Source organism: Elusimicrobiota bacterium, from assembly GCA_016721625.1.
Taxonomy (GTDB): domain Bacteria; phylum Elusimicrobiota; class Elusimicrobia; order FEN-1173; family FEN-1173; genus JADKHR01.
Genome location: JADKHR010000001.1, coordinates 333,997 through 348,901 on the forward strand (window position 1 = coordinate 333,997; position 14,905 = coordinate 348,901).

At 56.6% G+C, this 14,905-nt stretch carries 9 protein-coding genes and 2 pseudogenes; 10 read left to right on the plus strand and 1 reads right to left on the minus strand.

What is annotated here, in order from left to right:
- The first annotated feature begins 51 nt into the window (after positions 1 to 51).
- Both IPP35_01380 and katG read left to right on the plus strand, forming a co-directional pair.
- Entirely contained in the window at positions 52 to 2,409 is a 2,358-nt protein-coding gene (locus IPP35_01380) for an arylsulfatase (GenBank protein ID MBL0057790.1), read from the plus strand.
- 27 nt (positions 2,410 to 2,436) lie between these two features.
- Positions 2,437 to 4,633 (plus strand): annotated as a pseudogene (katG, locus tag IPP35_01385) (catalase/peroxidase HPI).
- 473 nt (positions 4,634 to 5,106) lie between these two features.
- On the opposite strand, the gene IPP35_01390 reads toward katG, so the two are convergent.
- On the minus strand, positions 5,107 to 5,352 hold the full coding sequence (locus tag IPP35_01390) for a hypothetical protein (GenBank protein MBL0057791.1): 246 nt from the start codon (positions 5,350 to 5,352) through the stop codon (positions 5,107 to 5,109).
- A gap of 206 nt (positions 5,353 to 5,558) precedes the next feature.
- Here IPP35_01390 and IPP35_01395 point away from each other — a divergent pair, with 206 nt between their 5' ends.
- From IPP35_01395 to IPP35_01430, 8 genes and pseudogenes are all read left to right on the plus strand, one after another.
- Positions 5,559 to 6,311 (plus strand): hypothetical protein, encoded by a 753-nt coding sequence (locus IPP35_01395; GenBank protein MBL0057792.1) that lies wholly within the window; start codon positions 5,559 to 5,561, stop codon positions 6,309 to 6,311.
- A 248-nt stretch (positions 6,312 to 6,559) separates the two neighbouring features.
- Positions 6,560 to 8,214 (plus strand): annotated as a pseudogene (locus tag IPP35_01400) (DUF3604 domain-containing protein).
- Entirely contained in the window at positions 8,211 to 9,089 is an 879-nt protein-coding gene (locus tag IPP35_01405) for a peptidyl-prolyl cis-trans isomerase (GenBank protein MBL0057793.1), read from the plus strand. Before IPP35_01400 ends, IPP35_01405 begins: the two are co-directional and overlap by 4 nt.
- Positions 9,086 to 10,090 (plus strand): HupE/UreJ family protein, encoded by a 1,005-nt coding sequence (locus tag IPP35_01410; protein MBL0057794.1) that lies wholly within the window; start codon positions 9,086 to 9,088, stop codon positions 10,088 to 10,090. Before IPP35_01405 ends, IPP35_01410 begins: the two co-directional genes overlap by 4 nt.
- Before the next feature lie 90 nt (positions 10,091 to 10,180).
- Entirely contained in the window at positions 10,181 to 11,875 is a 1,695-nt protein-coding gene (locus IPP35_01415; protein MBL0057795.1) for an FAD-dependent oxidoreductase, read from the plus strand.
- Between the two features lie 74 nt (positions 11,876 to 11,949).
- Positions 11,950 to 12,564: a MarC family protein gene (locus tag IPP35_01420; protein ID MBL0057796.1), complete on the plus strand. Its 615-nt coding sequence runs from the start codon at positions 11,950 to 11,952 to the stop codon at positions 12,562 to 12,564.
- A 20-nt stretch (positions 12,565 to 12,584) separates the two neighbouring features.
- The gene (locus IPP35_01425) at positions 12,585 to 13,760 is read left to right on the plus strand and encodes an ABC transporter substrate-binding protein (GenBank protein MBL0057797.1); all 1,176 of its coding nucleotides are present in this window, start codon (positions 12,585 to 12,587) and stop codon (positions 13,758 to 13,760) included.
- A gap of 268 nt (positions 13,761 to 14,028) precedes the next feature.
- Positions 14,029 to 14,877, plus strand: coding sequence for a hypothetical protein (locus IPP35_01430; protein MBL0057798.1), 849 nt, complete (start codon positions 14,029 to 14,031; stop codon positions 14,875 to 14,877).
- Positions 14,878 to 14,905: the final 28 nt, after the last annotated feature.

Sequence of the window (14,905 nt, forward strand, 5' to 3'; positions counted from 1 at the left end):
GTCAAAGGGAGGCCTTCCATGAAAAGAAATGCTCCATCATCGTGGTCTCAAATGGCAAAAACCGGTTTGGCTTTGATTGTGGGGGGAACCCCGGCGTCGGCGACGGTCCCGAACGTTGAAAAGAAATCCGTCCCCGACGGATTGGATCGATCGGTTCTCCCCATCAAAGAACCTTCCTACCCCATTGTGACGGAATTGGACGCTCGGAAGGCCAACGCCCCGTCGCGGTTCAACGTCAAGGCCCCGGCCAACGCGCCGAACGTGGTCGTCGTTCTGCTGGACGATATCGGGTTCGGCCATTCCAGCGCGTTCGGCGGACCAATCCATATGCCGAATTTGGAACGCCTCGCGGCTAACGGTCTTCGCTACAACCGGTTCCACACGACGGCGCTCAGTTCTCCGACCCGCACGGCGCTTCTGACCGGTTACAACCATCACTCCAATAACGCCGGAGCCATCATGGAAGTGGCCACGGCTTTTCCCGGCAACACGGGGATCCGTCCGCAAACCATCACGCCGGTGGCCCAGGTGCTCCGAATGAACGGCTACAACACGGCCGCCTTCGGCAAATACCATGAAACGCCCCCCTGGGAAGGATCCGTTTCGGGTCCCTACGACCGCTGGCCCACGGGATCGGGGTTTGAAAAGTTTTATGGATTTATCGGGGGCGAGACCAATCAATGGCACCCCATGATCTACGACGGCATCACGCGGGTCTATCCCGACGTGGAAGCCCCCGGGTACCATTTTACGACGGACATGACCAGCCAGGCCATTCGCTGGATGAACACCCAGCAATCGCTCACGCCGGAGAACCCCTTCTATATGTATTTCGCTCCCGGCGCCACCCACGCGCCGCACCATGTTCCGAAATCCTTCATTGAAAAATACAAAGGAAAGTTCGACCAAGGCTGGGACAAATTGCGCCAGGAAACATTAGCGCGGCAAAAAAAGTTGGGCATTGTTCCCAAGAACACACGGTTGGCCCCGAAACCGGCCGACATCAAAGATTGGTCGGTGTTGTCCGCGGACGAAAAACGGCTTTTCGCCCGGCAGATGGAGGTGTACGCCGGGTTCGCCGAACACACGGACTTGGAAGTGGGCAGGTTGATACAGGCCATTGAGGCCCGGGGGGAAATGGACAACACCCTGTTCTTCTACATTGTCGGCGACAACGGCTCCAGCGCCGAGGGCGGCATGATCGGCATGTTCAATGAAAACACCTATTTCAATTCGGTTCAGGAGACCCTGGATATGCAGTTACAACGGATCGACGATTTGGGGACAGAAAAGACCTACAACCATTTCGCGGCCGGCTGGGCCATCGCCGGCAACACGCCGTTCACCTGGTCCAAACAAGTGGCCTCGAACTTCGGCGGGACGAGAAACGGGACGGTGGTCCATTGGCCCGCTGGGATCAAGGCCAAAAACCAAATCCGCTCCCAATTTCACCATGTTGTCGATGTAGCGCCCACCATCTACGAGGCGACGGGCGTTCCCGCCCCCCGCGTGGTGAACGGCATTGAACAACGGCCCATGGAAGGCGTGAGCATGGCTTACTCCTATGAAAACGGCAAAGCGCCCGACGCCCGGAAAACCCAATATTTCGAGATGATCGGCAACCGGGCCATCTATCACGACGGTTGGTTTGCGGGAACCATTCATAAAGCGCCCTGGGAAGCCCAACCGCGCCGTCCTCTGGCGGAGGATGTTTGGGAGCTTTACAACGTGAACGAGGACTTTAGCCAGTCCCGGAATCTCGCCGCAAAATATCCGGAAAAACTCGAAGCGCTCAAAAAGCTGTTCATGGAAGAGGCGGTCAAATTCAACGTCTTGCCAATCGACGACCGAAGCATCGAGCGTTTTGATCCCGCTATCGCCGGGCGTCCGGACCTCATGAACGGGCGCACGAAACTGGTTCTCTACGAAGGTGCGACCGGCATCCCCGAAAATGCGTTCATTAATGTTAAGAACACCTCGCTGGCCATTACCGCCGATCTCGACATCCCGGCCGACGCTTCCGGCGTGATCCTCTGCCAAGGGGGGGACTTTGGTGGTTGGACCCTCTATCTGATGGATGGAAAACCCGCTTACTCCTACAATTGGGTGGGATTGGAAACCTACACCGTGACGGCCACACAAAAGGTCCCGGCGGGGCCCCACACGCTCAAATTCGCCTTTGATTACGCGGGCGGTCGAGGGGCCGGAGGAAAGGGAACGATTTTCCTGGACGGCAAAAAAATCGCCGAGGGGCTGATCGCAAAAACCAACGCCAACACCTTCGGCATCGACGAATCCGCCGATGTGGGCACGGACGAAAACACCCCCGTGTTCCCGGCATACCACAAGAAAGAAAAATTCACCGGGAAGATCCGCCAAGTCACCGTAGAGACGTTCCCCGCGAAATAAGCGAGAGCGGATTGAAGGAGTGCGATGATGAGTGACAATGCCAAGTGCCCGTTTGCTGGAAATTCAGGAAAAACCGCCGCTGCCGGCGGAGGGGCCTCCAACCGTGACTGGTGGCCTCGCCAATTGAACCTGGGTATTTTACACCAGCACGCGCCATCGTCCAACCCCATGGGAGCCGATTTCAATTACGCGGAGGAATTTAAGAAACTCGATTTGCCCGCCTTAAAGAAAGATTTGTTCACGCTTATGACCAGCTCTCAAGATTGGTGGCCCGCGGACTGGGGCCATTACGGAGGATTGTTCATTCGAATGGCCTGGCATAGCCGGGACCTACCGTACCGCCGACGGGCGCGGGGGCGCGGGCACGGGAAACCAACGGTTTCCGCCAGTGAACAGTTGGCCCGATAACGGAAACCTGGACAAGGCACGGCGTCTGCTTTGGCCCATCAAACGGAAGTATGGAAACAAAATATCCTGGGCCGATCTAATGATTCTGGCGGGCAACTGCGCGTTGGAGTCCATGGGCTTTAAAACGTTTGGCTTTGGCGGGGGCCGCGTGGACATCTGGCAACCCGAAGAAGACATATATTGGGGCCGTGAAACGTCTTGGCTGGGAGATAAACGCTACAGCGGCGATCGTCAATTGGAAAACCCCTTGGCCGCCGTTCAGATGGGGCTCATTTACGTGAATCCCGAAGGCCCCAACGGCAACCCCGACCCAAAACTCTCGGGCCGCGATGTGCGCGAGACGTTCGCCCGTATGGCCATGAACGACGAAGAAACGGTGGCACTCGTGGCTGGTGGCCACACTTTCGGCAAAGCCCACGGCGCGGGAGACCCAAAACTTGTGGGACCCGAACCCGAAGCCGCCCCCATGGAAGAGCAGGGCCTCGGTTGGATCAACAAACTGGGCACTGGCAAGGGCGTCCATACCACCACCAGCGGCATTGAAGGCGCCTGGAAACCCAACCCCACCCGATGGGACAACGGTTACTTCGATATGCTGTTTGGTTACGAATGGGAGCTGGTCAAAAGCCCGGCGGGCGCTTGGCAGTGGTTGGCCAAAGACGTCAAGCCCGAACACATGATCCCCGACGCCCATGACCCATCTAAAAAGAACCGGCCTATGATGACCACCGCGGACCTGTCGTTGCGTTTCGACCCGGCCTACGAGCCCATTTCCCGCCGGTTCCATAAGGATCCAAAGGCTTTCGCCGACGCCTTTGCCCGCGCTTGGTTTAAGCTCACCCATCGGGACATGGGACCCAAAACCCGTTACCTCGGCCCCGAAGTCCCGGCGGAAAACCTGATCTGGCAAGACCCTGTTCCTTCGTTGAATCATCCTCTTATCGACGACAAGGACATCGTTCACCTAAAAGCCAAAATATCGGCCTCGGGCCTGTCGGTGTCGGAACTGGTGTCCACCGCCTGGGCGTCGGCGTCCACCTTTCGCGGCTCGGACAAGCGCGGAGGCGCCAACGGCGCGCGCGTTCAACTGGCGCCGCAAAAAGAGTGGGAGGTTAACCAGCCGGCGCAGTTGGCCAAGGTTTTGGGCGCGCTTGAAACCATTCAGCGCGCCTTCAACGCCGCCCAAACGGGCGGTAAAAAAGTGTCCCTGGCGGACCTCATTGTGCTGGCCGGGGCCTGCGGTGTTGAATCGGCGGCCAAAGCCGCCGGGCATCCCGTGGCCGTGCCCTTCACCCCGGGCCGCACCGACGCTTCGCCTGAACAAACCGACGGGGAATCCTTCGCCGTCTTAGAACCCCAAGCCGATGGATTCCGCAATTACCAGAAAAAGAACTTCGCCGTCGCCGCCGAAGAACTGTTGGTGGACAAGGCCCAACTCTTAACCTTAAGCGCGCCGGAAATGTCGGTGCTTGTGGGGGGACTGCGTGTTCTGGGAGCCAACGCGGGCCGCTCGTCTCACGGCGTGTTAACCACGCGGGTCGGCGAACTAACGAACGACTTCTTCGTTCACCTCTTGGACATGGGAACCGTGTGGAAACCCACCTCCGAAGCCGCGGACGCTTTCGAAGGCCGAGATCGAAAAACGGGCAATCTAAAATGGACCGCCACTCGCGTGGACCTGGTGTTTGGGTCCAACGCCCAGTTGCGCGCCCTGGCCGAGGTGTATGCCCAAGAGGATTCGGGGGGAAAATTCGTTAAAGACTTTGTCGCGGCCTGGACCAAAGTCATGAACTTAGACCGCTTCGATCTACGATAATTCTCCCGATCGCCTTTATGCCCGGCCGTTGATCGGCATTGTTCACATTATTGTTTCTAATCGCCCCTACTTGTCTGTTATAAAAACGAACGATGTTGTTATTTATGTTGATTAAGTAACTTTATCATGTTATTTAGTTGACATAGAATTTTTACAAAATAATGGGTCTTCTGGGTTTCGTGTATAAAAACATTGAATTTTTGTCGTCGATCAGGCGCTCTTCAAAACCTGTCCTGGCCACTTGTCGTTCCGGGCGGCTGGCCGGCCCCTTCTTTTGGCACGCAAAGAGGGGGAAAGACGTGTTGCGCCGTTTGGACGGGCGGCTCATATGTCCCTTCGGGCCGGTCTCTGGGCTTCGCCAAGGCGAACCGGCTGGCGGCCAATCGCCGGCACAACGCGCGCCGCACGCAAAACGTCGTCTACAGGGGGGCGAGTCCAAAAAATCAACATGTCGAACGGAAGATCCAAAATAATCATGCCTGGTCGTCGGCTGTTTCCCGCTCATGTGGGAGATAATACCGCGTCGTTTTGAGGTTGCCTTTTCGTTTCAGGGCGCCTAATTCCACTAGATTTTGCAGGTCGCGGGTGGCTGTGGCGCGGGACGTTTCGGCGATGCGGATATATTTCTCTGCGGACATGCCTCCTTTAAAACCCTCCGGCCCTTCCTGATACATCCTCAACAATGCTTTTTCCTGGCGCGGGTTGAGTTGGCCGCGCAATCGGTCGAGCGCTTTTGTTTTTTCCAGCAGGAATTCGAAGCGGATCTGTGTCAGACGTTGCGCTTCTATGGCCGTTTCGGCAAACCAATGGATTTATACGTCACTTCACCGGTTGGCGTCGCATGGCGGCCGTTTTAGCTCTTTTGATATGGTAATTTGCGAAGGAAAAATCTTTTAGTTCACTCGAATGAATGATGGAGGATATCGTGAAACAGTCATTTTTTATTAAGTCGTTCGTCCTTTGTTTAGGGATCCCTTTTGTTTCCTGGGCGGTTCACGCCGAGATTTTGACGGGGGTGGAAGCGGGGGCGGGGTATCAGAGCCGAAACGACGTGCGCATTCCGGGGGACACGGGGACCGGTTTTTCGCTGAAGGACATTCAAGGGAGCGGGCCGGTCCCGGTGGTGCGGGTTTGGGGGGAATGGCGGTTTGCCGACAAGCACGGCCTTCGCTTGACCGCGGCCCCGGTTCGCGCGGAGGGGACGGGGACATTGGACGAGGATGTGTTCTTCGTTGATAAAACCTTTGTGAAAGGCACGCCGGTCAAGGCCACCTATCAATTCGACACGTACCGGCTTACGTACCGCTACCAATTTCATCAAAGCGAGAAATGGAACTGGTCCTGGGGGGGGACGTTGTTGGTGCGCGACGCCAAAATCGCCCTGGAACAGGGGGGACAACAGGCGGCTAAAAGCAACATCGGTCTGGTTCCGCTTCTGCACCTTTCCGGTGTTTGGCAAGCCGCTCCAAAATGGCGAACGCTGTTCGAAATGGATGGGCTGGCGGGCGGCCCCGGGCGAGCCATCGATGCCACGGTTCAGGGATTTTACCATGCCACCGACCGCTGGGAATTCGGCGGGGGTTACCGCACCATTGAAGGCGGTTCGGACACCGACGCCGTTTATACCTTCGCGTGGTTTCATGTGTTCACCCTGTCCGTGAACTATCGGTTCAATTGAACCTTCCGTTCTCATTTCATCCACAATCGGCTGAACCGGCAGACCGTCTGGCAAAAGTCTGCCGTTAATAACCAGGTCTGGGTTTATTCTATACTCTGGTAGCCCTATTTTGGCTGGAATTAAGAAGCGGAGAGGACACGCTGATGGCTGGGCCCCCGCTCACCAAAAAAAATAAACCCAAAAGCAGGGAGACACCTATGAAACGTTACATACGATTGTCTGACGTGGCCCGCGTGGTCCTGGTGGCCATGAGTTTTGGCGGTTTTGGAACTTTTTCCTCGGCGCAAGAGGCCACTCCCACGCGCGTCTACTGGGGCGTGGCCCACGTCCACACCGGCTACTCCTTTGATTCGGGGATGTTTGGGGTTACGCTGACCCCCGACGATCTTTTCCGGGTCGCCACGGGCGGAGAAGTCGTTATGGACAACGGCCAGCGATTCAAACAGGACCGACCTCTCGATTGGGTCGCCATCACCGATCACGCCGAGTATCTCGGCATTTCCGATCAAATCCGCGCCGGGAGTCCCGATCTCCTGGCCAATCCCCAGGGCAAGCGATGGTATGAAATGTCCAAAACGAGTCCTCAGGAAGGCGTTAAAGCCGCCATCGAAGCGGTTGTCTCCATGCAGACCGGAAAACCCGTCTTCAATAGCGACAAACTTGCCGCCGGGGCCTGGGCGCACGCCACCGCGGCCGCTGAAAAGTGGAACCAGCCGGGCGTTTTTACCACGCTCCACGGCTTTGAGTGGACCTCCGCGCCCGGCGGCGCGAACCTTCATCGCACCGTCATTTTTCGCGACAACGCGGATCGCGTGAACCAGGTCGTTCCGTTTTCCACCTTCGATAGCCAAGATCCGGCGGACCTCTGGAATTATATGGACGCCTACGAAAAGAAGACCGGCGGCAAGGTTTTCGCCATTCCGCACAACGGCAATCTGAGCAACGGCATGATGTACACGGCCCAGACCTATGACGGGAAACCTATGGACCGCGCATACGCTGAATCGCGCGCCAACCACGAGCCGCTTTTGGAGGCGACGCAGATCAAAGGGGACAGCGAGACACATCCGTACCTTTCGCCGAACGATGAATTCTCCAACTTCGAGCGATGGGACATTGACTTCGGGAAATTGGAGCCGCTGAAAGATAATCAATTGCTCCAAAGCAACTATGTCCGATCGGCGCTCAAGCTGGGACTGGAGATGGACGCAAAACTTGGAACCAACCCCTACAAGGCCGGCCTGATCGGCGGCAACGATGCCCATGTGGGCGTGGTCACCACGAGGGAAGACAACTTTTTCGGGGAGTTCGCCAACGGACTGCCCTCGCCAGACCGTTGGAAAACCCCGCTCGCCATGGGGAAGGACGGCACGCCCGTGGTGTCGGTGTGGGGGGAACAAGCCGCTGGGTTGGGCGGCGTGTGGGCGCGCGAGAACACCCGCGAAGCGATCTGGGACGCGCTTAAACGCAGGGAAGTTTATGCCACCACGGGCGACCGCCCCGTCGTCCGTGTGTTCGCGGGATGGGATTTTCTGAAGGCGGACCTCCATCGTCCTGACTTCGCGGCGAACGGTTACGCCCATGGCGTGCCCATGGGCGGCGACCTCAACCAGGCGCCGGCCGGAAAACGCCCGGTCTTTCTGGTTCAGGCCATGCGCGATACGGACGGCCCCAACCTCGACCGCATCCAAATCATCAAAGGCTGGCTCGGCAAAGACGGCAAGACAGAAGAGCGCATCTTCGACGTGGCGGTCTCGGGAGGACGCACGATCGGCCGGGATGGACGATGTGAAACCGCTGTCGGTAACACCGTGAATGTGGCGAGCGCGACCTACACGAATTCCATCGAATCGTCACCGACCGCGCCTACACCTCGCCCATCTGGTACACGCCGGGGAAATGACAGCCCTTAAAAAACTCGCGCGCGAACCGCTCCTCCACTTCCTGCTGTTGGGGGCGGCGATGTTCGCGGTTTACAGCCTTGTGTCCACGGGGGCCGGGGGCGCGCCGGGAAAGATCGTCATCACCCAAGGCCAACTGGCTTCCCTATGGGAAAACTTCACCCGCACCCGTCAACGGCCGCCGACGGCCGAGGAGTGGGAGGGGTTGGTCCGACAGCGGGTGCGGGAAGAGGTTTTTTACCGCGAAGCGCTGGCGCTCGGCTTGGACAAAGACGACAGCATCATCCGCCGCCGCTTGCAACAAAAGATGGAGTTCCTCTCCGACGATGTCGCCATCCGGGCTCAACCCACTGAAGACGAGCTGAAGGCGTATCTGGAGGCACATCCTGATTTCTATCGCCGGGACCCACAGGTCACTTTCCAACAGGTGTTTCTTAACCCTGAAAAACACGCTCAACGCCTCGCGCCAGATGCCGCGCGACTGCTGGCCCAGTTAAATAAAATGAGAACCAAAACCGACGTCTCAAAATTGGGCGATCCGATCATGTTGGATAACGTATATAAAGCGCTCCCGTCCCGTGAGATCGCCCGATTGTTCGGCGATAAATTCGCCAAATCGTTGGAGGGGATTCCGGTAGGGCAATGGCAAGGGCCGGTGGAATCCGCTTTCGGGGCGCATCTGGTGTTCGTGAGGGAACGCGCGGGAGGGGGAGTGTCCTCCCTTGCGGAGGTTCAGGACGCGGTGCGCCGCGATTGGGACAATGACCATCGGCTCCAAGCGAATGAAAAGTTCTACCAAAATCTTCTCACGCGTTACACCGTGACGATCGAAACGCCGGGTCCGGCGGACGCGATCAAAATCGCGTCAAACAAATGAATCGCGCGTTTTTGACCTTGACTCTGTTCCTCACGCTCGCCGCCACTGTGCGCGCGCACGAGGTGCGCCCCGCCTATCTTGAACTGCGCCAGAACGGGCCAGAAACCTACGACGTGCTGTGGAAAGTCCCCGGCCAGGGCGACTTGCGGCTGGGGCTCTCTGTGGAACTTCCCATGGCTTGCGCCGATGTCACTCCACCTCAGGGATCGATGGCCTACAACGCCTCCACCGAACGCTGGACCGTCCGGTGCCCCGGCGGCCTTGGCCGTGGCGTGATTCGTATCGCGGGCTTAAGGGCCACTGCGACCGACGTGCTTGTGCGATTGGAACGTCTTGACGGCACAACGCAGGTGACGCGACTCACCCCCTCCGCCCCCTCGTTCAGGATCGCGGCCCCGGAGACCGCTTTGGGCGTCGCACGCACCTACACCGCGCTCGGCATCGAACACATCTTGACGGGCGTTGACCATCTCCTGTTCGTGCTCGCGCTGATCCTTATCACCCGCAGCGGTTGGTCGCTGGCTCGGACCGTGACCGCGTTTACCGTTTCCCATAGCCTCACGCTCACTCTGGCAACGCTCGGGTATGTCCACATCCCACAACAACCCGTGGAGGCCGTCATCGCGCTGAGCATCGTTTTCGTGGCGGCGGAGATTTTGCGCGGCCGCCAAGGGCTCGGGGGCCTCACGGCCAAGGCGCCGTGGCTCGTGGCCCTGATGTTTGGACTTATGCACGGGCTGGGGTTTGCCAGCGGACTCAAAGACGCCGGTTTACCAGACGGACACATTCCCACGGCCCTTTTGTTTTTTAGCCTAGGGGTTGAAATGGGCCATTTCCTTTTCATCGGTTTCGTCCTGTCTTTTCGAGCGCTCCTGCGGCTGGCGGCGTCACGCCTATCGCCCTCTGACCAAAAACGTTTGGCCCCCCTGGAATTTCTGCCATCCTACGCCATCGGGAGCGTGGCCATGTTTTGGGTCATTCAACGCGTCACCGCTTTCTGAAATGCTCGTTGGGGAGATGACTACCGTCATAGACAACACTCTCTGCATTGGGTAACGTGCCCAAAGTCAAAGTATTTGAGGAGGAAGAGCATGAAAGTCATTATCGTTGGCGGAGTGGCGGGCGGGGCGTCTTGTGCGGCGCGACTGCGGCGATTGGATGAGGGAGACCAGATCACTGTTTTTGAACGGGACGAGAACGTTTCGTTTTCCAACTGCAGTCTGCCTTATTACCTGAGCGGTGTGGTTGAAAAATCGGAGACCCTGGTGATGATGTCCCCGAAAAAGTTTCTGACCCAGTACAATATCAATGTTCGCACCATGTCGGAAGTCACGGCGATCAACCGGAAATCAAAAACCGTGACGGTTCTGGACCGAACCAAAAACACCACCTACGAGGAATCTTACGATAAGCTGGTTCTCTCCCCGGGTGCCGCCGCCATCGTTCCCCCCATTCCCGGCATCGAGTTGGTGAACAAACATGAGGTGCGCAACGTCGGCGATGTGGTCGGCCTGAAGCAAAGCATTACTCCGGCGGCGGGACAGAAGATGGTGGTGATCGGCGGCGGGTTCATCGGCGTGGAAGTCGCGGAAAACCTTCGCGAGGCGGGATATGCGATGACGTTGGTGGAAGCGATGCCGCAAATCCTTCGAATCTACGATGCCGACATGGTTCAACTCTTGCACAAATCACTGGATGATCACGGCATTGAACTCGTGCTGAACGATAAAGTCGCGTCGTTCGAGAAAAACACGGTGGTGCTCGGGTCAGGCCGGAAGATCAAGGCGGATGGCGTGGTCATGGCCATTGGCGTGACTCCGGAAACCCGACTGGCGAAAGCGGCCGGGTTGACCCTTGGGGCCACCGGCGCCATTGCTGTGGATGCCGAATGCCGGACGAATGATCCGGATATCTATGCCATCGGCGATGCGATTGAAGTGGATCATGCCTTCCTCAAAGAAAAGTTTAAAATAGCGCTGGCCTGGCCAGCCCAGATCCAGGCGCGAGGCGTGGCGAACAGCATCAAAGGCTTGCCCTTCACTCATCCCGCTTATATCGCCAGCTCCTGCATCAAGGTTTTTGAATACAACGCGGCATCCACCGGCCTGACAGAAGAGCAGATCAAGCAAATGAAATCGCCGCTCAGTTATGATGTCGCGCTGGTTTCACCGCAAGACATTGTTGGGATCATGCCGAACTCCACCCCGGTTTTTCTGAAGGTGATCTTTGAGAAGCCAAGCGGCCGTCTTCTGGGTGCGCAGGCCATCAGCAAAGGCGCGGCCGATAAGCGGATCGACGTGATCGCAACGGCCATTCATTTTAACGCCACCATTCGGGATCTCATGGGTCTTGAACTGTGCTACGCCCCTCCGTTTTCGACAGCAAAGGATGTGACGAACATGGCGGGCTATGTCGGTCGGAATTTGCTGGACGGCACATTCAAACAGGTATTGCCTTCGGAATTGCGCTCGTTGGTTGCCAGCGGGGCCTATATTCTGGATGTCCGCGAAGATTATGAGGTTGGGGCGGGTGTCGTTAGGGGATCAAAGAATATACCCTTGAGCCAGCTTCGCGGCCGGGTGTCAGAAATTCCAAAGGATCGGCCTGTTTACGCTTATTGTCGAAGTGGACAGCGTAGTTACAATGCCGTGCTGGCCTTACAGAATCTGGGCTATACCCAGGTTTACAATTTGGCAGGCGGCTACATGTTTTTCTCGTTTAACGAATACATGCAGGACCGGCTTGCGAAGAGGGAATCGGTCCTCACCGGCTATAACTTCAACTAAGAGTCAGCACTCTTTGTTTTGAGCGATTCGGGACTGACGAAGGATTGTCGGCAAAAACTTAAAGGGAGAGCGCCATGGAGCGTTTTTCATTCATTTTAACGATCTTCTTCATGTTGTTGGGGCCGGTGAAGATTATTCAGGCTTTCGCCGGGTTGACACAGGGGGCTGACCTTCGGTTTAAGCGGGCCGTGGCCGTGCGAGGGGCCTTGATTGCCTCGGCGCTATGCGCCTTTGTGGTGGTGTCGGGAATGAGCCTGTTGGGGAAGTACCGCATCCAGCTGGATGCGGTGCGGATCGCCGGCGGGGTGGTCCTCTTGATCGCGGCGCTCCGAACCATTTTCATCAAAGCTCCACCGCCGACGCCGGTTCCGGGGGCCACGCCGATCCAATTGGCGGTGTCCCCGGTGGCGGTGCCGATCATCGTGCCTCAGGCGGGTGTCGCCGCCATATTAATCTTCCTGATGCAGGAGCCGAACAGTCCGGGGATCGTCCCTCTCATTGTTCTCAGCGTGGCGATCATGATGGCGCTGGACTTCTTGGTGATGTATTTCATCGACACGGTGGTGAAAACGCCGGGTTTGGCGATCGTTCTTTCCGTTCTCGGCGCCGTGCTCGTGTTCATCCAGGCCTGTCTGGCAACGCAGATGATTTTAGTGGGGCTCAAACTTTTGAGTCCGGTGATTTTTTAAATTCAATTACGGGGGGTTTTATGGGCGACGAAAAAATCAAAGAGACAACGTTCGAAAACACGAAATTGAACACCGTTCCATTGAATTGGAAAGAGGTGTACTACACCAATTGTCCCCTGGTGTCCGCCAGCAATGTGGACCAGGAACTGGGCTGGACCAGAGAAGAATTCAAGAAGATCGGCGTCAAATACGGTTTCTTGCGTTCTGTCCGGGAGAACGATTGGTATCCCCATTATATCCATAACCTCGATAATCTCATCCGTTTTGGCGGTTTATTTCCGCCCATTCATGTTCAAGCGGACATTCGCCGGACGCGGTTATTGGGTGTCACCCATGCCCCCCACGAAGGCGGGTGCATGATGGTTCGCTCCCGGGACAACCTCTACCGGATGACTGAACTAAAAGGCAAAAAGATCGGACTCTCGAAGAGTCTGAACAGGATTAAGAACGACTGGTGGCGCATTCAGGAAGAGCAAGGCATTGAGTTGATGCTCCGGATGAACGGCATGACACGCAAGGATGTGGAGATTGTCGAGTTCCCTTACGCGGACGACTGGTACAACAATCCTGAGATGTTGGATCCCATGGACAATGCGTCCGAGTTGTGGCTCAAACGGGACCACAAACATGACCTGGCCTTTCGTCCGCTGGAAACGGCCCTGTTGAAAGGCGTGGTCGATGCGATTTACACCCAAAGCAAACCCTTCCAGCACCTGCAGGAGGCCACGGGCAAGATGAAGGCCATTGAAGACCTGTCCCGATATCCGGATTGGACCCTTCAAGTGGCCAACATTCCCGCCGCCATCACTTGCACCGATGTGATGGCCGAGAAACATCCCGAGCTGGTGGTGACGTTCATGAAAGGGATGATCAAAGTGGGGCGCTGGGCCAATGAGCACAAGCACGCGGCGGCCGCGATCCTCGACAAACAGACCTTTTACCTGGATGTGGAGGACACCTACCGAGGCATTAAGGACATCGACATGGTGCCCAACCTTTCGCCCCAGAACCTGGTCTCTGTTGAGATCGGAAAAGATTTCATGCGGAGCCATGGCTACATTAAAAACGACTTCGATGTTAACAAGTGGGCCGCGCCGGAGTTCCTGGAACAGGCGGCGAAAGAACTGGTTAATGAGCGTTGGGCGAAAGTCACCGGAGATAAGCTTCCCACGTCATCGGGGGCTCGGATGGGGTAGGTGGAAAGGGTTGGGAGAGAGGGTTCAAATGACGAATGAAGAATAGGGGTCCTTTCCGGGGCCCATGGTCCTTCTCCTTTTGGGAGAAGGTGGCCCGGAGGGCCGGATGAGGGGATGGACGATCTTATCATCAAAAAAATATTTCCCTCACCCTGCCCTCGCATCAGCGGCTCTGCCGCCCCCGGTGCCGTGAGCTCTGCGAACGGCCTCCCAAGAGGAGAGGGAAAAATACCTGAACGGTTACAAGAGGTTGGTTTAAGGAGGTTGTATGAAAATAAAATGGTTTTGTTTATTGGGGATGTTTTGTGTCCTGTATGGGCAGAACAATTTGAGTGCGGAGACCATTTCTTCAAGCTCCTGGAAAAACGACTGGACGTTCGCGGTGACCCCATATTTCTGGTTTGCCGATATCGGGGCCACGATTCAACATGGGAGCGCTGGGGGATCGAAAGAAACAAACGTCAAGATCGGAACGGATGATTACCTCGACAATTTAAAAATGGCCTTTCCCCTGGCTTTGGAAGCGCGGGAGGGGCGTTGGTTCATTCTTTCGGACTTTCTTTACATGCGGTTGGCGGATGAAAAAAGCAAAGTGGAGTCAACGGAATTTAATTCCGGCGGCCTCATCGAGGTGAGCGCTTCGTTGGATGCGGGAACCAACACCACGTTGGAGATGACTGGGTGGACTGTGCTTTCGGGGTATCAATGGATTGAATCCAATAAGGGATCCTTTGAACCGATGTTCGGGTTCCGCTATTTTGGAACACGCGCGGAAACGAACTGGAATTTGTCCGCCGCGATCAACGGTCCAGGCCCCGGGGATACATTTCAGAAATCCGGGAATGCCATTGACCGGGAGACGCTCTGGGATATATTAATCGGATTCCGAGGAAAGGCGCGATTGGGACAGACTCCATTGTCCATCCCCTATTACCTCGATCTCGGAACCGGAGAAGCTGATTTTACCTGGCAGGCGATGGCGGGGCTCACTTATGCCTTTCATTGGGGAGAAATCTCGGCCACGTATCGCCAGCTTGAATATCAGACGAGCGGATCGAGTCTTTTGCAGGACCTGAGATTCAGTGGTCCATCGGTTGGCGTTTCCTTTCAATTTTAAAAAAGCGGTTCAAAAAAAAACGAGGTGT

Bases quoted from the DNA above. Each gene is read 5' to 3' on its own strand.
- IPP35_01420 (MBL0057796.1), top strand. From the start codon at position 11,950: ATGGAGCGTTTTTCATTCATTTTAACGATCTTCTTCATGTTGTTGGGG.
- IPP35_01380 (MBL0057790.1), top strand. From the start codon at position 52: ATGGCAAAAACCGGTTTGGCTTTGATTGTGGGGGGAACCCCGGCGTCG.
- IPP35_01415 (MBL0057795.1), top strand. From the start codon at position 10,181: ATGAAAGTCATTATCGTTGGCGGAGTGGCGGGCGGGGCGTCTTGTGCG.
- IPP35_01405 (MBL0057793.1), top strand. From the start codon at position 8,211: ATGACAGCCCTTAAAAAACTCGCGCGCGAACCGCTCCTCCACTTCCTG.
- IPP35_01425 (MBL0057797.1), top strand. From the start codon at position 12,585: ATGGGCGACGAAAAAATCAAAGAGACAACGTTCGAAAACACGAAATTG.
- IPP35_01430 (MBL0057798.1), top strand. From the start codon at position 14,029: ATGAAAATAAAATGGTTTTGTTTATTGGGGATGTTTTGTGTCCTGTAT.
- IPP35_01410 (MBL0057794.1), top strand. From the start codon at position 9,086: ATGAATCGCGCGTTTTTGACCTTGACTCTGTTCCTCACGCTCGCCGCC.